We start from the raw sequence: 18,097 nt of genomic DNA, 5'->3' as shown, positions 1-18,097 counted from the left end.
CACCGGCGCGCTGTTCACGCGGGCCTCAGGCGTGCACGCCCCCTGTTCCTGCGGGCGTCAGGCGTGCACGCCCCGGCAATTGATTTTGAACGAGTCCGCGTAGCTTTCCCACACCGCTACGACGGCCCATCCCTGAGCGACCTTGTCCGCGTGCTGCCAGGTGCAGGCCGCATGCAGGTTGAGGCGCTCCTCGGCGCCGTCGTTCCGGGTGCACACCCAGCCGGTCACGTTGGAGCCACGGTGGCGCGCGCCGTTGTGGCCGATCGACTGGCAGTAGCCCGCGAGGTTCATGCCCTTGTAGAACGCGGTCGCACCCGCCGCGGCGTGGCACTTCCACTCGCCCGCGCTGTTGCCGTTGGTCTGCGCGGTGATCGGATAACCGGCGGCCACGAGGGGGCTGAACTGCCACTGGCAGGCGCTGACCAACGAGAGGCCGACTTCGGTGTTGCCGATGTAGCACCGCCAGTCCGCGAACCCGTTGCCCGCCGTCTTGGCACCGTCATAGCCGATCGACTTGCAGTAGCCGTTGAGATCGACGCCGCCGAGATAGGCGTCGATCGCTTGGACCTTGAGCGGTGCGGCCACCGCTTGAGCGGTCGGAGCACCGATCCAGGTCGCGCCCAGGCACGCCAGCAGCACGGTCAGGACGAGATGACGCAGTCGCATACCGATCCCTTCGTCGGACGGTGAATGGCGCCGCAGCCGAACGGGCCGCGGCCTGCCAAGTATTGGATTCGCCCGGCGAGCAGGTCTTCGTGACGGCGACACAACATCTCACGTGCTGTTGCGCGTTCGCGTAAAGAACGCTGATCCACGGCGCGCGGGGCGACGAATACCCGGCGGGGAAGCACCGAACTTGACCGTTGACGGGGGAACGGACCATGGGCGGATTATTTGCGTTGTTACGCGAACGGGTGGCGGAGAACGCGCGGAACGCCGTGTCGGTGTTTCTGCGCGAGATTCCCGAATATCAGGACGTTCCGATCATCGGCGACGAGCGCGACGACCACATGAGCATGTACGGTTTCGCGGTCTTCGTCCGGTCCCGGACTCTCGATCTCGCGCCGGCGCGTCTGCCGCTCAGCGACGACGACCTGTCGGTGATCTCCGCAGTGGGCCGCCGGCGTGCCGAGCTGGGGTTGTCCGTGCTGTCGCAGCAGCGGGCGTTCGGGATGCACACGCACCTCGTGCTCCAGGAGATCCACGATGTGGCCGGTCCTGAGGACGGCGACGACCTGCTGCGGATGTTCGGCTGGTTCGGCGCGCAGGGAGTCCGGGCCAGGAGCGCGTACCTGCACGGGTACACCGATGGGGTGGGGCGGTCACGGACGCTGACGGCCTGCAACGAGCTGCTCGCGCGGGCACTGCTCGCGGACGAGCCGGTGGAGCCGCGGCTGGCCGGCTTGCTGCGGCCGTTGGTGGCCGCCCGTTACGTACTGTCCGTGCTGCGGCTGCCCGCCCCGGCTGTGCCCGCGCGGGTCCGCGCCGCCGTGGTGAGCGCGCTCGCCGCCGGCGCGCTGGTCGCCTGGCTGAGCGGTGGCGAGCTGATCCTGCTCACCCCCTGCACCGTGGATCGTACGGTGGCCCTGCACCAGGTGCGGTCGGCGGTGACGACGCTCGGGCGGGCCTGCCAGGTCGCCTCCGTGGAGGGCGTGACCGGCCGGCTCGCCGAATCCCTCGCCTGGGCGCGGGAGGCCAGCCGGGTCGCGCCGATGGAGGACCGGCCGGCCCGCCTGTACGTTCTCGCCGATCTGTTCGTCGAGATGGCCGTGGCGAAGACACCCGAGATCGACGCGTGGCTGTGCGCGTTCGCCCGGCAGCTCTCCGACGGGCCGGACCTCGTGTCGACGCTGCACGCCTACTACCGGCACGACATGAACCGGGCGGCCGCGTCGGCCGAGCTGCGCATCCACCCGCGCACCCTGGACTACCGGCTGCAGCGCGCCCGCAAGGTGACCGGCATCGAACCCGGGTCGACCCTCGGCGTACGGATGCTCAGCACGGCGGTCGCGCGCCTGCTGGCCGGGTGAGGACCTAAGGCACGGAAGCGCCCTGCACGGCCTGGATGTCCAGCTCCACCTTCACCGTCGCGCCGATCAGGTTGACCCCGGCCCGCACCACCTGGTTGTACGTCATCGCGAAGTCCTCGCGGTGCAGCTCCGTCTCCGCGTGGAACGCGGCCCGCAGGCCGCCCCACGGGTCCGGGCCGGTGCCGAGGTAGGCCAGGTCGAGGTCGACCGGCCGCGACACCCCGGCGAGGGTCAGCATGCCGTGCACGATCCACCGGTCGGGGCCCGCGGGGGTGAGCCCGGCGCCGCGATAGGAGATCATCGGGTACGAGGCCACGCTCAGGAAGTCGGCCGAGCGGAGATGGTCGTCCCTGGTGGCGTTCCCCGTGTCGATCGAGGCGGCCGCGATGTCGGCGGACACCGCCGAGTCCTCCGGGGTCGAGCCGACCTCGATCCGCCCGGCGAACTGCCTGAACCGCCCGCGGACGGTGCTCAGCCCCAGATGCTGGGCCGTCGCCGCGATCGTGCAGTGGGCGGGGTCGAGCGTCCACGGGCCGGGCGGCGGAAGGTCGGCGCCACCCTGCCTGGCCAGCACCACGGTGCCCAGCTCGGCGGCGCCGGACCCGGTCACGATGGCCGTCAGCGCGGCCGGCGTGTAGCCGACCGCGGTGGCGACGGCCGTGTACACGCCGGGTGCCAGCGGGCCGGTCGACACGATGCCGTCGGCGTCGGCCTCGGCCCGCACGACCTGCTGCCCGGCCGGGTCGGTCATCGTGACGACCGCGTGCTGCACGGCCCACCCGTCCTTCGTGCGGATGAGGGCGCGCAGGCCCCGGCGACCGGTCGTGGCGTGCTGCTCCCGCTGCTGGCTGGTGTACATGGTGCTCCTGCTCTCCCTGCTCGTTTCGTCCGGAGCAGCGCTTTCGATCTGAGGCGTCAGTCTGTGTGGGCCAGCCACAGGTCACGGTCGTCGTCCGAGCCGTTGACGGTCACGGTGTCGGCCACGGGCGGGTAGCCGGTGGCGATGAGGGTGTACTGGCCGCCGGTCAGGTCGGCGAAGGCGTACGCGCCGTCGTCCCCGGTGGTCGTGGTGCCGACCACGTTTCCCGCCGCGTCGAGCAGCGTCACCCGGGCGTCCGTCAGCGGGACCCCGTCGCGCACCCGTACGGTGCCCCTGATCCGGGTGCCGGGCCGCAGCTCGACGTCGTGCCTGGTCTGGCCGGTGCCGCTGACCTCGATGAACACGGCGGCCGGACGATAGGTGTCCGCGCTGACCGCGAGCGTGTAGCTGCCCGCGACCACCCCGGAGAAGGCGTACGAGCCGTCCGCGTCGGCCGTGCTCGTGGTGACGACCTCGCCGCGGACGTCGGTCAGCACGAGCACCGCGCCGGGCACCGGCTTGCCCTCCACATCGCGTACGGCGCCGGTGAGCTTGCTCGATCCGGCCATGATCAGGTTGAAGTCGACCGGCTGGTCACCCACGACGAGGGTGGCCACCTGCGGATCGCGGTGGGCGGCCGAAGCGATCAGGACATAGGTGCCGCTGCCCGGCGTCCAGATGCTGTAGCCGCCGTCGGCCAGGGTCATGGCCCGGCCGAGCTGGTGACCGCGCACGTCGATCAGGGTCAGCGTGGCGTGCCCGATCCCGTGACCGTCGTCGCCGCCGACGAAGCCGCGGATCTCGACGCCGCCCTCCGGCTGGACCGCCACGGCGGCGTACACGGGCTGGTCCTCGGCGATCGCACCCTGAGGCGTCGCACCCTGAGGCGTCGCACCCTGAGGCGTCGCCGCGTGCGGCGCCGTCGCGGCGGCCGGGCTGCGGCGCGGCAGGAAGGAGGCGAGCAGGAAGGAGAGGAGGGCGGCGCCGGCGCCGATGGCCAGGACGACGCGGAAGCCGTTCTCGGAGGGCAGCTCGGCAGGCCCGAACCTGGTGGTCATCTGGGCCAGGATGAGCCCGGCCACGGCGCTGGAGACGGAGGTGCCGATCGCGCGCATGAGGGTGTTGAGGCTGTTCGCGGCGGCCGTCTCCGATACCGGCACGGCGCCCATGACGAGGGCGGGCATGGAGGCGTACGCGAATCCGATGCCGGCCCCGATGACGCAGGAGACCAGGACGAGGTGCCAGACCTCGGACATCAGCACGATGTTGAGGCCGTAGCCCGCGGCGACGATGATCGCGCCGAGCATGAGGGTCACCTTGGGCCCCTTGGCCGCGGACACGCGGGCCGCGATCGGCGCGAGCAGCAGCATGACCACGCCGGACGGCGCCATCACCAGGCCCGCGGCCAGGATCGACTGGCCGAGCCCGTAGCCGGTGGCCTCGGGAAGCTGCAGGAGCTGCGGCAGCACGAGCGACATCGCGAACATCGAGAAGCCGAGCATGATGGAGGCGAGGTTCGTGAACAGCACCTGGGGCCGCGCGGTGGTGCGCAGGTCCACCATCGGCTCCCGGGTGCGCAGCTCCCACCAGCCCCACAGCAGCAGCACCACGACCGCCGCGGCGAACAGGCCGATCGTGAGCGGGTCGCCCCAGCCCCAGTCGGCGCCCTTGGAGATCGCCAGGAGCAGGCTCACCAGCCCGGCCGACAGCCCGACGGCGCCGACCAGGTCGAACCGGCCGCCGCTGCGCACCGCCGACTCGGGCACGAGTGTCAGCACCAGGATGAAGGCGATGACGCCGAGGCCCGCCGAGGTCCAGAACAGCACGTGCCAGTCCGCGTTGTCGGCGATGAGAGCGGCGGCGGGCAGGCCCAGGGCGCCGCCCACACCGAGCGAGGCGCTCATGGAGGCGATCGCGGAGCCGAGCCGCTCGGCGGGCAGTTCGTCGCGCATGATGCTGATGCCGAGCGGGATGACGCCCGACGCCAGGCCCTGCAGCGCCCGTCCCACGATCATGGGTGTCAGGGAGTCGCTGAGGCCGCACAGGACGGATCCGGCGATCAACAGGAACAGGCTGACCAGCAGCATGCGCCGCTTGCCGTACATGTCCCCCAGCCGTCCCATCACCGGCGTGGCGGCCGCACTGGCGAGCAGCGTGGCGGTGATCGCCCAGGTGGCGTCGCCCGCCGAGGCTCCCAGGAGCTTGGGAAGCTCGGGAACCAGCGGGATCACCAGGGTCTGCATCAGCGACACCGCGATCCCGCCGAAGGCGAGCACCACCACGAAGGTGGTCGCCCGTGGCGGGCCCGCCGCGTGCGCGGGGCGGGCGGAGAGGGTGGTCATGCGGGAGCCTCCGTTGCGGCGAGAGGAAGTCAACGATGAGATGATTTAAGTCAATCAGTTGAGTTAAGGCTAACAGGGCCGATTTACCGACCCAGCACCGCGTCAGGATTTGGAGGGACTCCCGATGAGGAGAGATCATGGTGAACGGACGGCGGCGCAGGGCAGGCGAGAAGCTCCGATGAGGTGGTGACGATGACCCGCAAGGCCATACGCGCCGAGCGCGTCGACGCGACGCGCGACCAGATCCTGACGGCGGCGGAGCGGCTGTTCGCCGAGCACGGCGTGTTCGCCGTGTCCAACCGCCAGGTCAGCGAGGCCGCCGGGCAGGGCAACACCGCCGCGGTCGGCTACCACTTCGGGACCAAGGCCCACCTGGTCCGGGCGATCGTGCGCAGGCACGCCGAGGCGATCGAGCAGACGCGCGCGGAGATGGTGGCCGCCATCGGCGACTCGGGCGACGTGCGCGACTGGGTCGCCTGCATGGTGCGCCCGATGACCGAGCACCTGGCCGCCCTCGGCTCCCCCACCTGGTACGCCCGCTTCACCGCCCAGGTGGTGACCGACCCCGCGCTCTGCGCGATCATGACCGAGGAGAACCGCGCCTCTCCCGCGCTGCGGCGCAACATCGAGGGGTTCAACCGCTGCCTGCCGGAGCTGCCCGCCGACGTGCGCATCGAGCGGGGCGAGATGGTACGCCAGCTCGTCGTGCACACGTGCGCCGACCGCGAACGGGCGCTCGCGGAAGGCGCCACCACGCCCCGGTCGAGCTGGCACGACGCGGCGACCGGGCTGATCGACGCCCTCGTCGGGCTGTGGCTGGCACCCGTCACGCGCGACTGACCACCCGGGTGCGGGTGGCGCGCAATTCCCTTTTCGTCAGCCCCGCTGCGTTCGGGTGCGGATGATGCCAACATGGACCTGCCGTCTTTCCGAGAGCAGGGTATTCAATTGACGAAACGTCCGAAATATCCACGGAATTGGCGCACGAGCCGGCCGAAGCGGTGGTGGAATCGGCCCGGTGCGAAATGGGCCGGAAGTGCGATCGCCGCGCCGGTGCTCGTCGGCGTACTCGTCTGGCTGATTCAACGGCCCTTCACGCCCTCGCCGGCCCCCACCACACCGCGCCCCACCACCCCTTCTCCCAAGCCTTCCGAAGGACCGTCGGTGGTGGTGGATCTCGTCCGGGTGGAACGTGCCAAAGACGCCCCGACCTGGGTCTTCCCCACCGCGTTGCGCCTCTCGGACGGCGAGCTTGACCAGCTCAACAGCATGTCCCGCTATTCCGACGAACAGCACCGATGGCTCCGGCAGCGAGGAGCGGTCGATCCGTTCGACACGGATGTCAAAATCGTCGTCCGCGGCAACAGGGATCGGTCCGTGCGCATCATCGACATGAAGGTGCTCCCGCGCTGCAGTGCCCCGCTCACCGGCACCTTGTTCGAAAGCCCGACCGCAGGCAGCCAAGAAAGCGTACGACTCGGATTCGACCTGGACGAGGATAATCCCCAGGCGAGAACCGTCATCAACAAGTCGGAGTGGGGAGGCGGCTATTTCCAGCGGAAGACCATTTCCCTCAAGCGCGACGAGGACATCACCTTTCAGGTGCTCGCCAAGACGCTGAAACACTACTGCGAATTCTCCCTGGTGCTGGACGTCCTCGACGGCGGGACGCTGGTCGAGCAGCCCATCGACGATCACGGCAAGCCGTTCAAGGTCACCGCTCTCCCCACCAAGCAGGACAAGTACGGATATCCGATCACCGACTATGCCACCTATCAGGACATGTACGTGGGAGGGCTGCTGAACCTGGAGAACGACGGCAAGTGGCGCAGAGAACCCCCCAAGGGCAAGCCTCCCACCTGAAATCCGCGCGAACGGTGCGGCCCCTTTGTACCGCCGGGTCAGGACCGCTGATCTGGAGTCTCCGGTGGTTCGTCGAGGAGCCGGAGGTCCGCCGGACCGATCGAAGCGCTGGAGAGCAATGCGGTGATCAGGTTGTGGTTGAGCGTGTTGCCCAGCGGCGGCGGGATCTCCTCCTCCAGGAGTCCGGGCACCTTGGCGCTGAGCCGCCGGCGCGTCTGGGTGACGATGTGGGCGGCCCGTTTCGCGCTCCACCGTTCGGCGGGACGCAGGCGGCCGAGCTCGTCGGCGACCTGGGCCCAGGTCAGCGGCTGCGGCCAGGGCTCCGGCCGGAGGTATCGCCGGCTCAGGCAGACCAGGACCAGGCGTTCGACGGGGCTGAGGGGCCAGCCGTCCGGGTTGCGGGTGTCGGCCTCCTGGCGCTCTTCCGAGCCGGGGACCGGTGGCGTCATGACGACCCGCACTTCGAGCAGGTGCTCTTGCTCGGGAGCGACGATGAACAACGGGGTGTGGCCCACCGGCAGCGCCGCACCGTGCCCGGTGAGGATCAGCCGCCCTCCTGGAAGGCGCAGGGGTAGCCGGCCGAGGTTGTACAGCACCCAATGCGCGCCCTCGTAGGTGACGTATCCGTGCTGCCGGCTCACGTACGGGTCGTCCGGGCCGACGCAGACGTGGACGTCCGGCTCGCAGCGCCCGAACACCACGTCGAATCCGGCGTCCGGCGCGACGCGTATCCCGCCGTTGGTTCCGTGGACGTAGAGGGTGCCCGGCACGGGCGGGGCAAGTTCGCCGGAGGGGTTTTCTGAGTCCTTGGGCAGGATGTGCACCTTGCTCGGGGGCCTGCGCGTCGTCCACGCCATGTCGCCGATCTTCTCCGCGAGCCTCCCCGGGAGTCAACGTCACTGGGCACAAGCCGGCACTCCTGTGCACGTCAGACCGTTGACAGAAGAACATTCTGGTGAACGTACTGATCGGTAAACTTGCCAGAGATCCACGGCGTAGCAGCACAATGAGCGCATGTCTGACTTCGCGCCGTTGACTCCAGGTGACCCCGTGCGGTTAGGCGGCCTGGAGCTCATCGGCAAGCTGGGTCAAGGCGGCCAGGGCGTCGTCTACCTTGCCCGGACTCCCCTGGGCGCGCGCGTGGCCGTCAAGTGGCTGAGCCCGTCCGACGACGAGGACAGTGTCCGGCGCTTCCTGCAGGAGGCGGAGGTGGCCCGGCGGGTGGCGACGTTCTGCACCGCGACCGTGCTCAGCACGGGTGTCGAGCACGGTCGGCCGTACATCATGAGCGAGTACGTCGAGGGCCGCTCACTGGAGCGGACCGTCAGGGAGGACGGCCCGCTCGCGGGCGGGGACCTGGAGCGGCTCGCCATCGGCACCGCCACCGCGCTCGCCGCGATCCACGAGGCCGGCGTGGTGCATCGGGACTTCAAGCCGGGCAACATCATCATGGGCCCCGGCGGCCCGCGCGTGATCGACTTCGGGATCGCGCGCACGCTCGGCCCGGCCACCATGACGAGCAGCACACAGATCGGGACGCCCGCGTACATGGCTCCCGAGCAGGTCATGGGGCATGGGCTCGGGCCCGCGGCCGACATGTTCTCCTGGGCCGGCACGATGGTCTTCGCGTCCTGCGCCCGAGCGCCGTTCGGCACCGACGGGACGCATCCCGTGATGAGCCGGGTGCTCAGCGAACCGCCCGATCTGGGCTCGCTCGACGGACGGCTGCGCGACCTCGTGCGGCAGTGCCTGGCCAAGGATCCGGCGAGCCGGCCGACGGCCATGGACGTGATCACCCGCCTGCTGCGCAACCCGGAGCCCGGCGCGAACCCCCTCGTCGAGGGAACCAGACAGGCCGCTCCGCAGGCCGTCCGCTCCAGGCCGATCCTGCTCGGCTCCGTGATCGCCGCGGCCGTCGTGGCGGTCGGGCTCGCGGTGGGGCTGGCCGTGCCCGGCTGGCTGCGAACGCCCACGCCGGGCGGGGTCACGTCCGCGGCTGCGCCGTCCGATGCGGCCACCGCGGCGGCGCCGTCCGAGAAGGCCACCGCGGCGGCGCCGTCCGATGAGGCCACCGCGGCCCCGCCGGTCGCCCCCGTCAAGACCACGCTGCCCGGCGGCGCGATCACGCTCTACGAGCTCCCGTCCGACCCGATCACGCTGACGGCCTACGAGGTCGACAGCAAGAAACTCGACGAGGACGTCGACTATGCCAGGCAGTCACTGCAGGGCACGTTCACGAAATATCCCGACAACATGGACTCGCTGGTCTCCCCCGACGGCCGCTTCCTCGCGGGCCGGCCGCGCAGCTACACCTCCGACGGCTACGACTCGATCCTGCTCACCGACCGGCAGAGCGCCTCGAGTTTCCGCGTCAAGACCGTGCGCAAGCCGCTGGACAGCAGCATCCGCGCCTGGTCGAAGGACGGCTCGAAGATCCTCCTCAACGTCAACAAGAAGACCGAGGACAAGCGGGGCAAGGACGTCTGGACCTCCTTGGGCTTCGCCATCGTCGACGTGGCCAGGAGCGACGTGGCCCAGAGCCGGGTCCGGGTGGTCGAGGTGGCCGACGACTCCGTCCGTGACGGCGACTTCGGCTGGGACGGCGGCGAAGCAGGCGTGGTCATCGTCTATGGCGAGGACGAAGGGTTGCGGTACTTCGACGCCTCCGGCAAGCCCGCGCGCGACATGCCGGGCGTCGGACCGCTGGCGTCCGGGACCGTCGACCTCTTCTCGCCCTCGGGGAAGCTGTTCGTAACCGACTGCCCGGGCCGCGACGGCGGCCACTGCCTCTGGGACGCCGCGACCGGCGGGCAGGTGCGCCGGTTCTCCTCCGACTGCGACAAAGTGCTCGGCTGGTACGACGAGTCGCATCTGTACTGCTGGGAACACGACAACGGCGCCAACGACGAGGTCCGCGTCGTGGCGTTCGACGGCAAGCTGACGCGTACGCTGCTGGAGATCCCGGACGAGCTCGAGGTCTCCCCTTACTTCACGCGCACCCCCCAGGGTCCAGATCCCGCCGCGCCGAGCGGGCAGTGACCGTGAAGAAGTTATGCCACATTCACTGACAAAACCGCTGATCACGGACGCGCGACAACGCCAAATCCGCTCCACGCGAGCGACGGATTCAGCATCCTAGGCATGGCCGCATCAAGCGCATGGCCCCGTCATCAGCGTGGCGCGCCACGCTCCCCTCGAAGGAGTCTTCGTGACTCGGTACGCCATCGACCGCGCCCGCAACGCGCTCATCGCGCAATGGAGCACCGGCATCGGAGACACCGCCACCACCGTCACCGAGCTCCCTCGCGCTCTGGTGCCAGGCCGGGACCTGTTGCGCCTGACCACCTGCCTGACCGAGCTGTCCCAAGCCTGCTGGCGTTGCTACACCCACCCGGCCAGCGCCGCCGAGCACCACGGCCCCGGCAGCCTCGGCTGGCACCGCCAGCGGGAACGCGACGCCTTCACCGCCGTCCCGCCCCTCCTCAGCACCGCCGAGCGACCTGCCGACGAGGTGACCACGAACGTCGAACGAGCGGCCCACACCATCGGCCGCACCCTGGACGCTCTCGACGCGGCCCAGCTCACCGCGCAGGTCACCGCCGACGTCGCCGCCGAGCTGACCGCCGTCGAACAGGCCGAGCTCGGCAACCTGACCGGACGAGCCGAGCAGGCCGTCGCCCTCAGCCGCGAAGACGCCTCGCCGCTCCAGGTCTCGCAGGCCGACACCCTCCTGCACCGCCATCCGTTCGGCGCGGACGACCTGCGTACCCAGATCGACCCCACCGCCGCCGCGATCGCCGCCGCCAACTGGCTGTTCGCCGCCGTCACCGTCGCCGCCCGGCTCACCGGCCTGCACCCGGGCCGGGTCGTGGCCGCGACTGATCAGCAGGCCAAGCCCCTCGCCGTGGAGAGCCTGGCCGACATCGTCGTGCCCATGACCGGCGGCAGCCGGCCCCGGCACGTGGTCATGCCGCTCATCCGCAACGCCCTTCACGTCGCAGAAGGTCACGTACGCGGCATCACCGACGCCCGCCTTCGCATCACCGCGGCGGAGCGGCTCATCGAGAGGGCCCACGGCACCCATCCCGAGCTCGACCTCAGCCCCGACGCCATCCGCCTCCCCCTCACCTCGCTCAACCCCGCCCGCCCCGCCCTCGACCTCCTCGAGAACCTCCTGCACGGCATCCACAGCTGCTGGGAGGTCTACGAACAGCACACGAGCCCCCCGGGCGACGGCCCCGCCGGGGTGCGGCGGGAAGAAGCACTCGACACGTTCCTCACCGAAGTCCGGCGCGAGGCGGCGGCTCGGAGCGAGCACCTGTACTGAGCCCTCTGGCGACCCGGCACCGATGCCCTGCCTCAACGGGGGTGATAAGCGCAGCGCTCGCCGATGTGGACGGTGGCGCGCAGCTCGTCGCCGATCACCGGGGCGACCGCGACGATCCGGGTCAGGGTGCGGCGGATGATCTTGCGGACCGCGATCGTGGCCCGCTCCTCGCCGTCCGCGAACCGCTGGGCGCGCCTGCCCTGGCGGGTGGCGGCGGCCAGCTCGGCGACCAGCCAGTCGCGCTCGGCACGGCAGGCCGCGGCTCGCTCGGTGGCACCGGACGATTGGAGGTCGGCGATCTCGGCCTGCAACAGCGACAGGTGCTCCCGATAGGTGCCGATGGCCTGCTCGTCCAGCACCGGCACGTCGGACACCACCGACCCGCCGCCCGCCATCGGCTGACCGTCCGCCGTCAGCTGGCCGTCCGCCCCCGGCCGGTGGGGTGGTGCGCCTCCGTCGCGGGCCGGCTCGTCCGGGAGAGCCGGGCCCGCGACCAGGTCCACAGCGCGGATCACCTGCCCCGGGTTGGCGATCAGCAGCGCGAGGAAGCGCATGCCCACGCTGTCGTCCATCAGGGTGGTACGGGCGCCGAGGGAGAGCTGCCACTGCTGGCCGTGCCGCCGGCAGACCAGAGCGCCCGGCTCGGCATGAGCGACCTCGGGCGGCAGGCAGGGCCGCGCGTCCGGACGATAGGCGATGGTCACCGACATCCTCCCGCCCGCTGGTCCGCTGCCGTCGCGCCCCCGCCCGTGGCGGCCGGCGGCCGGGGACGTGGTGCGTACGGTGAAAACGGTAGAGCCTGCGCCCTGTGCGGCGATTCGGGAGATCTCCCTACATTGCCGTCTCACCGGGCAGGTTCATCCGGTGCGCCAGCGCGACGGCCTGGCCCCGGCTGGTGACGCCGAGCTTGGCCAGCACCGCCGAGATGTGATGGTCGACGGTCTTGGCCGACAGCGACAGCCGGGCGGCGATCTCGGCGTTCGACAGCCCCTCGGCCAGCAGCGCCAGCACGTCCGCCTGACGCGGCGTCAGGCCCGCCGCGTTGGCGGCCGTCGCCCGCCGCGGCCCGCGCGGGATCCGGGTGAACCCGCGTTTCCGCAGCTCACCGCGTAACCATCGGGCCGACGTGGCCGCACCGAGACCGTCCAACGTGCGCAGCGCCTCCTCGGCCGCGGCCTGGTCGCCCGCCGACAGCGCCAGGAGGCGGGTGTACAGGGCGCCGCGCCGTGCCCACTCCGCGGCGGCGTCCGCCCATGCGCCGTCGATCATCATCCGGTACGGCGCCGCCGTACCAGGAGGAACCTGCCGGTCGCCGCCGGCCAGCCACCACCGGTAGGCCAGCTCCCCCGCGTAGACGGGATGCCGCACGGACACGGCCAGGTCAAGGCCGTGGCGGGCCTCCTCGCGGGCCCGCCCGGCAGCGCCGCTCCACAGGAAGTGCTCGGAACGGGCCGCGGCCACGGGGCCGAGCCGCTGCACCTCGCCGGTGCGTTCGGCCTGCCGGGCGGCCTCCTCCAGGATGGCCGCCGCCCCCGGCTCACCACGGGCCGCCAGGATCCGGCCCCGTGCCAGCAGCGCGGGGAACATGGCCACCCCGCCCTTGACCGTCCGCGTCAGCGACGCCTCGGCGTCGGCGAGCGCGCCGTCCCAGTCGCAGCTCTCCAGCCGCACCACGGCCCGCACGCCGAGCAGGTACTGGACGTAGCCGTCGAGGTTGTGGTCCGTGGCGTAGGTCAGCGCCTGTTCGATCGCCTGGGCCGCGACGCCGTACTCGGCGAGCTGGACCGGCACCGTGGCCAGGACGACCAGCGCGCGGGCCGCGTGATCGGCCAGCCCGGCGGCGTCGGCGCGCTCGTGGGCCGCGCGCAGCTCCTCCCATGCGCCCTCGTCGCCCCGGACGAGCCGGGCGGTGCTCACGTTGATCACCGCGTGGACGGAGGTCGCCACGTCGCCGAGCCGGTCGGCCAGGTCCTGGGCCCGTGCGCCCCACGCCACGGCCTCATCGAGCTGGTGCGCCGCCATGTGGAGCTGCGACTGGTTGCTGTAGGCCATGGCGAGCCGCGGGTCTCCCGGCTCCAGCACGGTGACCAGCCTCGATGCCGCCTCCCACGCCTGCTCGCGGTGCCCCGCCCACCACGCCAGCCGGGAGATCCAGCGCAGGTTCTCGCCGATCAGCTCGCTCTGCCCCAGCTCCTGACGTAACAGCAGCGCGGCCTGCCGCACGCGCAGCGCCTCCTCGGCGAGCCCGGCCAGGTAGGCCTGCTCCGCGTACGTCTCCAGCAGCTCCGCCCGCCGCTCGGCCGGCAGCCCGCCGGCGTGCGCCACCGCGGCGCGGTAGTGCGCCGCGGCCTCCCGATGCGCGCCCTGCCTGGCCGCCCCCGCGCCGGCCGACTGCCCGTAACGCAGGATCGCGGTCCCGTCGCCCGCGTTGAGCGCGTGGTGGACCAGCCGGCCCGGGTCGATCCCCTGAACATCCGCCAGGATGCCCAGCGCCCGTCGATGCAGCACCACCCGCCGGGTGGGCGACAGCGCCTCCTCCACCGCGCCGCGCAACAGCTCGTGGCGGAACGCCACGCCGTCACCGGCCGGCACCAGCACCCCGGCGTCGACGCACGTCTCGACCTGGTCCGGCGCCCCCGCCACGACGGCCGCGTCGGCGCGCGTCGGCAGCACCGACACGAGGTGCGCCAGCTCCCTGGCAGGCGGCGGCAGCGACCGCAGCCGGTCAAGAATGAGGTCCTGTACGGTGGCCGGCACCGCCGCGTCCTCGCTCCCGAGCAGCTCGGTCACCAGCAACGGGTTCCCCCCGGTCAGGCGGTGCACCGTGGCCGCGTCCCGCCCGGCCAGGCCGGCCTGTTCGGTCACGCAGGCCGGCGACAGCGGCCGCAGCCGCACACGACGTACGAGCGCGCTCGGCAGGGCCGCCAGCACCCCCCGCAGCGGATGCCCGGCGCCCACCTCGTCGTCGCGGTACGTCACCACCAGCAGCGCGGGCAGCCGGCCGATCCGCCGTCCCAGCCAGAGCAGCCAGTCCAGCGTGGCCTCGTCGGCCCAGTGCGCGTCCTCCACGACGATCAGGGGGTGGGAGCGCGTACCGGACAGTTCTTCCAGAAAGGCGGTGAAGATCTCCTCCTGGGCCGCGCCTGCGCCGAGCCGGTCGGCCAGGACGCCGCCCGTCTGGCGGCCGATGTCGTGCAGCGGCCCGAGCGCCCGCGGCGTGAGGAGCCTGTCGCAGCCACCCCACAGCACCCGCGCCCGTGCGCCGCACCGCCGGGCGAACTCCGTCACCAGCACCGACTTGCCGATGCCCGCCTCGCCGGCCACCACCACCACGCGGCCGCCACGCGTGCTCTCGCGCAGCAGCTCGTCGAGGAGTTCCAGCGTCCCAGAACGCTCCCACAACTCCACGTCCCCGATCGTAATGATCCGGCGGTCGCCGGTCTCCGGATTCGCCGGCGCCCGCGGCGAACAGCCGCTCGCCTTCAAGATCCGCCGGAATCCGGCCGCAGAACGTCCGGAACCCGGTTTACGGTGCCGCCATGACCAACAGCGATTACTGGTGGGAGCCGCCCCTCGCGGGCACCGAGGCCGAGCATCTTGTGGGCGCGCTCGACCGCCTGCGCACGACGTTCCGCTGGAAGGCCGACGACCTCGACGCGACCGGGCTGCAGACCCGCATCGGCGCCTCCTCCCTGACCCTGGGCAGCCTGCTCAAGCACCTCGCGTCCGTCGAAGAGCAGATGTTCGGCACGAAACTCAGCGGCGCACCGCTCGGCGCGCCATGGGACACCGCGGACTGGGAGGCCGACCGCGACTGGGACTTCAACTCGGCCGCCAAGGACACCCCGGAAGACCTCTACGCCCTCTGGGACACCGCCGTCGAACGCTCCCGGGCCCGCCTCGACGCGGCCCTGGCCGCCGGCGGACCCGGCCAGCTCGTCCATCACGCCTACGCCGACGGACGCCGGCTCAACCTGCGCCGGCTGCTCTGCGACCTGATCGAGGAGTACGGGCGGCACACCGGGCACGCCGACCTGCTCCGCGAGGCCGTGGACGGACGGGTCGGCGAGGACCCTCCGGCCGGATGGCACCCCAAGTCCAACCGACCGCCGCGCCCGGCCGTCTGATCAGGCCCAGGCCCAGCCCGGAACGGGCTCAGGCCCAGCCCGGCCCAACCCGGGCCCGGCCGGTCAAGGCCGCGATCACGCCTCGGCGAGGGCCAGGCGCGACGTCGCCCGCCGGCCCACCAGGACGAGCAGGATCATCACCGCTGCGATCAGCGGCAGCGGCAGGCTGGTGAACGGCGTCGCCAGGACCAGCACGATCCCCGCGAGATAGGCGGTCGTCACCAGCGCACCCGGACGATGCGGCCGGACGTGCACCAGCCACAGGCTGGCCAGGAAGACCGCCACCGGCACGGCGACGGCCGCGCCGGCTCCGAAGGCGCCCATGTGCGCCTCATGGCTGTCGTAGTCGACGCTCACCGCCAGACCGGCCCCGATCGCGGCGGCGGAGGAGAAGACGAAGTAGTGGCCGTAGCCCCAGGGGAAGGCGTGCTTGTTCGACGTGAGCAGCAGGTGGGCGGGCTGGGAGAAGTACAGCCACCACATCGCGAAGACGATGATCATGCCGCTGAAGGCGACGGACAACAGCGCCGCCGTGTTGATCTGCCGCTCCAGCCCGGACTGGATGGCGACGGTGGCGGCGAGGAGGGATTCGCCGAGCACGATGATCGTGAACAGGCCGTAGCGCTCGGCGATGTGCCGCGGGTGCCAGGCGGTGGGCCGGAAGCGTTCCGCCCAGACGGGCACCACCAGCTCCGCGGCCGCCAGGACGGCGAACCCGGCCACGCCGGCCTGCTCGGGCAGCGCCAGCCGGGCGATCCACCCCACCTGGACCAGCGTGATGCCGAGCGCGTACCGCAGTGCGGACCGGCGCCCGTCCTGGTGTCCGTGGGCGGCGCGCAACCAGAGGAGGACGAGCGCCATGCGCATGACGACGTACCCGAGGGTGACCAGCCCGAAGTCCTTGTCCTGGAAGGCCCGCGGGACTCCGGCGGCGAGGATGAGCACCCCGGCCATCTGCACGAAGATCAGCAGCCGGTACGCCGTGTCGTCGGTGTCGTAGGCGGAGGCGAACCAGGTGAAGTTCATCCACGCCCACCACATCGCGAAGAACACCATGGCGTAGCCGAGCACGCCGGTGGCCGCGTGCCCCTCCGACAGCGCATGGTGGAGGCTGGCGGCCGCCTGCGCCACGGCCACCACGAAGCACAGGTCGGACAGGAGCTCCAGCGGGGTGGCGGCCCGATGCGGCTCACCGGGGTCGCGCCCGCCCATCCTGCGCCACAGCGTCTCCGCGCGCCCGCCGTCATGCGAATCGGCCATCGGTCCTCTCCACCCTTACTCCTCATGATCACCCGTCGGCGCCGGTCCCGCCTCCTGCCACGCGGTGCTGTTCGGAATGCTAGGTCAGAGCGGACGCCGGGCTCAGACCAGCAGCGGGGCGAGGTGGTTGGTACGCGTCCCCGCGGCGGAGGTCAGGTAGCCGCGCAGCCGCCCCGCGATGGCGCCGAGCTCGCCGGACAACGCGTGCGCCGGGCCGTACAGGGCGGGTGGCCGGATCGCGGCGACCTGCGCGTCGAGGTCGGTCACCAGGCCGGCGCCGGTGCCGCCGTTGGGCACGATGCGGATGGTGTAGTCCAGGATGCTGCCGGCCTCCCCGCCGGTGATGTGGGCGCCGGGCAGGACGCCGATGCCGGTGTCCCAGTCCATCGAGTTGCGCACGTTCTCGAACACGGCGGAGGTGGCGTACTTCGTGCCCGGGTGCTTGGAGAAGACCACGGCCACGTTGGGCGTGGTCCGGTGCGCGCCTTCCTTGAAGACCATGGCGTATCCGCTGGTGCCGGCGGCCGGCGTCCACGGGTAGTAGGGGATGTTCTGGCCCGCCCGGTACCACTCGCTCGGGTCGCCGTTGGCGTCGAGCCGCAGGGCCAGGGCGGTGAAGGCGTCGGTGGAGCGCAGGAACGGCAGCCAGTTCTCCAGGTAGAACTCGACGCCGCCGACCGTCGCCCCGGCGTTGACGACCTTGGGCAGCCGGATGACCCGGCGGATCTCCAGCGCGCCGCCGGACAGCCTGGTGTAGCGGGTGAGCTGCGGGACGGCGTCGGATCCGGCGAAGTCGGCGATGAGCTCGGCGTACCACTGCCGGTCGGCGATGGTCCACACGTCGGTGGTGGTGGAGGTGGTCCGCTCGACGCGCACCGTACGCTGGTAGGCGCCGGGGCGGGTGCCCGCCTGGTTGACGTTCCAGCGCCGGTCGAGGACGGTGGTCGCGGCTTCGACGTTCAGGCCCCAGAGGACGGCCTGCATGACCCGGTCGGTCTCCTCGCCCTCGTAGGTGGGCGAGAGCAGCGGCCGGTAGCCGGTCGGGCAGTGCCGCATCTGCGGGATGCAGCCGCCACCGCCGAGCCGGAAGTCGAACTGCTCCACGCCATGGTAGGAGTTGCGCTGCCAGATGTCGGTGCCGTCCTTGACCAGCTTCCACGACCAGCCCTTCGCCGCCGAAGACGCCGCTGTGGCGGGGGACGCGGTCGTCGCGGCGATGAGGGGTAATGCCGCGGCGCCCGCAAGGACGGCGCGCCTGCTCGGGCCGGTGCTTCGCATGTCGCTCATGT

General features: G+C 71.6%; 14 protein-coding genes. 6 read left to right on the top strand and 8 right to left on the bottom strand.

What is annotated here, in order from left to right; all coding sequences use genetic code 11:
• Positions 1-57: 57 nt before the first annotated feature.
• The gene (locus ABEA43_RS06490; protein WP_345559673.1) at positions 58-666 is read right to left on the bottom strand and encodes a hypothetical protein; all 609 of its coding nucleotides are present in this window, start codon (positions 664-666) and stop codon (positions 58-60) included.
• A gap of 215 nt (positions 667-881) precedes the next feature.
• Here ABEA43_RS06490 and ABEA43_RS06485 point away from each other — a divergent pair, with 215 nt between their 5' ends.
• Positions 882-2,030 (top strand): PucR family transcriptional regulator, encoded by a 1,149-nt coding sequence (locus ABEA43_RS06485; RefSeq protein WP_345559672.1) that lies wholly within the window; start codon positions 882-884, stop codon positions 2,028-2,030.
• A gap of 4 nt (positions 2,031-2,034) precedes the next feature.
• Here ABEA43_RS06485 and ABEA43_RS06480 read toward each other — a convergent pair whose 3' ends face one another.
• Both ABEA43_RS06480 and ABEA43_RS06470 read right to left on the bottom strand, forming a co-directional pair.
• Positions 2,035-2,889, bottom strand: coding sequence for a YceI family protein (locus tag ABEA43_RS06480; RefSeq protein ID WP_345559671.1), 855 nt, complete (start codon positions 2,887-2,889; stop codon positions 2,035-2,037).
• A gap of 56 nt (positions 2,890-2,945) precedes the next feature.
• The gene (locus tag ABEA43_RS06470) at positions 2,946-5,231 is read right to left on the bottom strand and encodes an MFS transporter (protein ID WP_425570184.1); all 2,286 of its coding nucleotides are present in this window, start codon (positions 5,229-5,231) and stop codon (positions 2,946-2,948) included.
• A gap of 192 nt (positions 5,232-5,423) precedes the next feature.
• Between ABEA43_RS06470 and ABEA43_RS06465 the strand changes: the two genes are divergently transcribed.
• Entirely contained in the window at positions 5,424-6,071 is a 648-nt protein-coding gene (locus ABEA43_RS06465) for a TetR/AcrR family transcriptional regulator (RefSeq protein WP_345559670.1), read from the top strand.
• 72 nt (positions 6,072-6,143) lie between these two features.
• Positions 6,144-7,094 (top strand): hypothetical protein, encoded by a 951-nt coding sequence (locus ABEA43_RS06460; RefSeq protein WP_345559669.1) that lies wholly within the window; start codon positions 6,144-6,146, stop codon positions 7,092-7,094.
• A gap of 38 nt (positions 7,095-7,132) precedes the next feature.
• Here the strand turns inward: ABEA43_RS06460 and ABEA43_RS06455 are convergent, their stop codons facing one another.
• A complete protein-coding gene (locus ABEA43_RS06455; protein ID WP_345559668.1) occupies positions 7,133-7,951 on the bottom strand; it encodes an FHA domain-containing protein in 819 nt (272 codons plus the stop codon).
• Between the two features lie 157 nt (positions 7,952-8,108).
• On the opposite strand from ABEA43_RS06455, the gene ABEA43_RS06450 reads away from it, so the two are divergent.
• Positions 8,109-10,133, top strand: a complete 2,025-nt coding sequence (locus ABEA43_RS06450; RefSeq protein ID WP_345559667.1) for a serine/threonine protein kinase — start codon at positions 8,109-8,111, stop codon at positions 10,131-10,133.
• Positions 10,134-10,302: 169 nt separating this feature from the next.
• Positions 10,303-11,421: a hypothetical protein gene (locus tag ABEA43_RS06445; protein WP_345559666.1), complete on the top strand. Its 1,119-nt coding sequence runs from the start codon at positions 10,303-10,305 to the stop codon at positions 11,419-11,421.
• 32 nt (positions 11,422-11,453) lie between these two features.
• Here ABEA43_RS06445 and ABEA43_RS06440 read toward each other — a convergent pair whose 3' ends face one another.
• Both ABEA43_RS06440 and ABEA43_RS06435 read right to left on the bottom strand, forming a co-directional pair.
• Positions 11,454-12,125 (bottom strand): hypothetical protein, encoded by a 672-nt coding sequence (locus ABEA43_RS06440; RefSeq protein ID WP_345559665.1) that lies wholly within the window; start codon positions 12,123-12,125, stop codon positions 11,454-11,456.
• Between the two features lie 127 nt (positions 12,126-12,252).
• Entirely contained in the window at positions 12,253-14,829 is a 2,577-nt protein-coding gene (locus tag ABEA43_RS06435) for an ATP-binding protein (protein WP_345559664.1), read from the bottom strand.
• A 131-nt stretch (positions 14,830-14,960) separates the two neighbouring features.
• On the opposite strand from ABEA43_RS06435, the gene ABEA43_RS06430 reads away from it, so the two are divergent.
• A complete protein-coding gene (locus tag ABEA43_RS06430) occupies positions 14,961-15,548 on the top strand; it encodes a mycothiol transferase (protein ID WP_345559663.1) in 588 nt (195 codons plus the stop codon).
• Between the two features lie 75 nt (positions 15,549-15,623).
• Here ABEA43_RS06430 and ABEA43_RS06425 read toward each other — a convergent pair whose 3' ends face one another.
• Together ABEA43_RS06425 and ABEA43_RS06420 are read right to left on the bottom strand one after the other, a co-directional pair.
• Positions 15,624-16,808 carry a low temperature requirement protein A gene (locus ABEA43_RS06425; RefSeq protein ID WP_345559662.1) on the bottom strand — a complete coding sequence of 395 codons (1,185 nt, stop codon included), beginning with the start codon at positions 16,806-16,808 and terminating at the stop codon, positions 15,624-15,626.
• 102 nt (positions 16,809-16,910) lie between these two features.
• Entirely contained in the window at positions 16,911-18,095 is a 1,185-nt protein-coding gene (locus ABEA43_RS06420) for a hypothetical protein (protein WP_345559661.1), read from the bottom strand.
• Between the last annotated feature and the right edge of the window lie 2 nt (positions 18,096-18,097).

Source organism: Nonomuraea rosea (assembly GCF_039539705.1).
Taxonomy (GTDB): Bacteria; Actinomycetota; Actinomycetes; order Streptosporangiales; family Streptosporangiaceae; genus Nonomuraea; species Nonomuraea rosea.
This window is presented reverse-complemented; position numbering and strand designations above follow the sequence as displayed.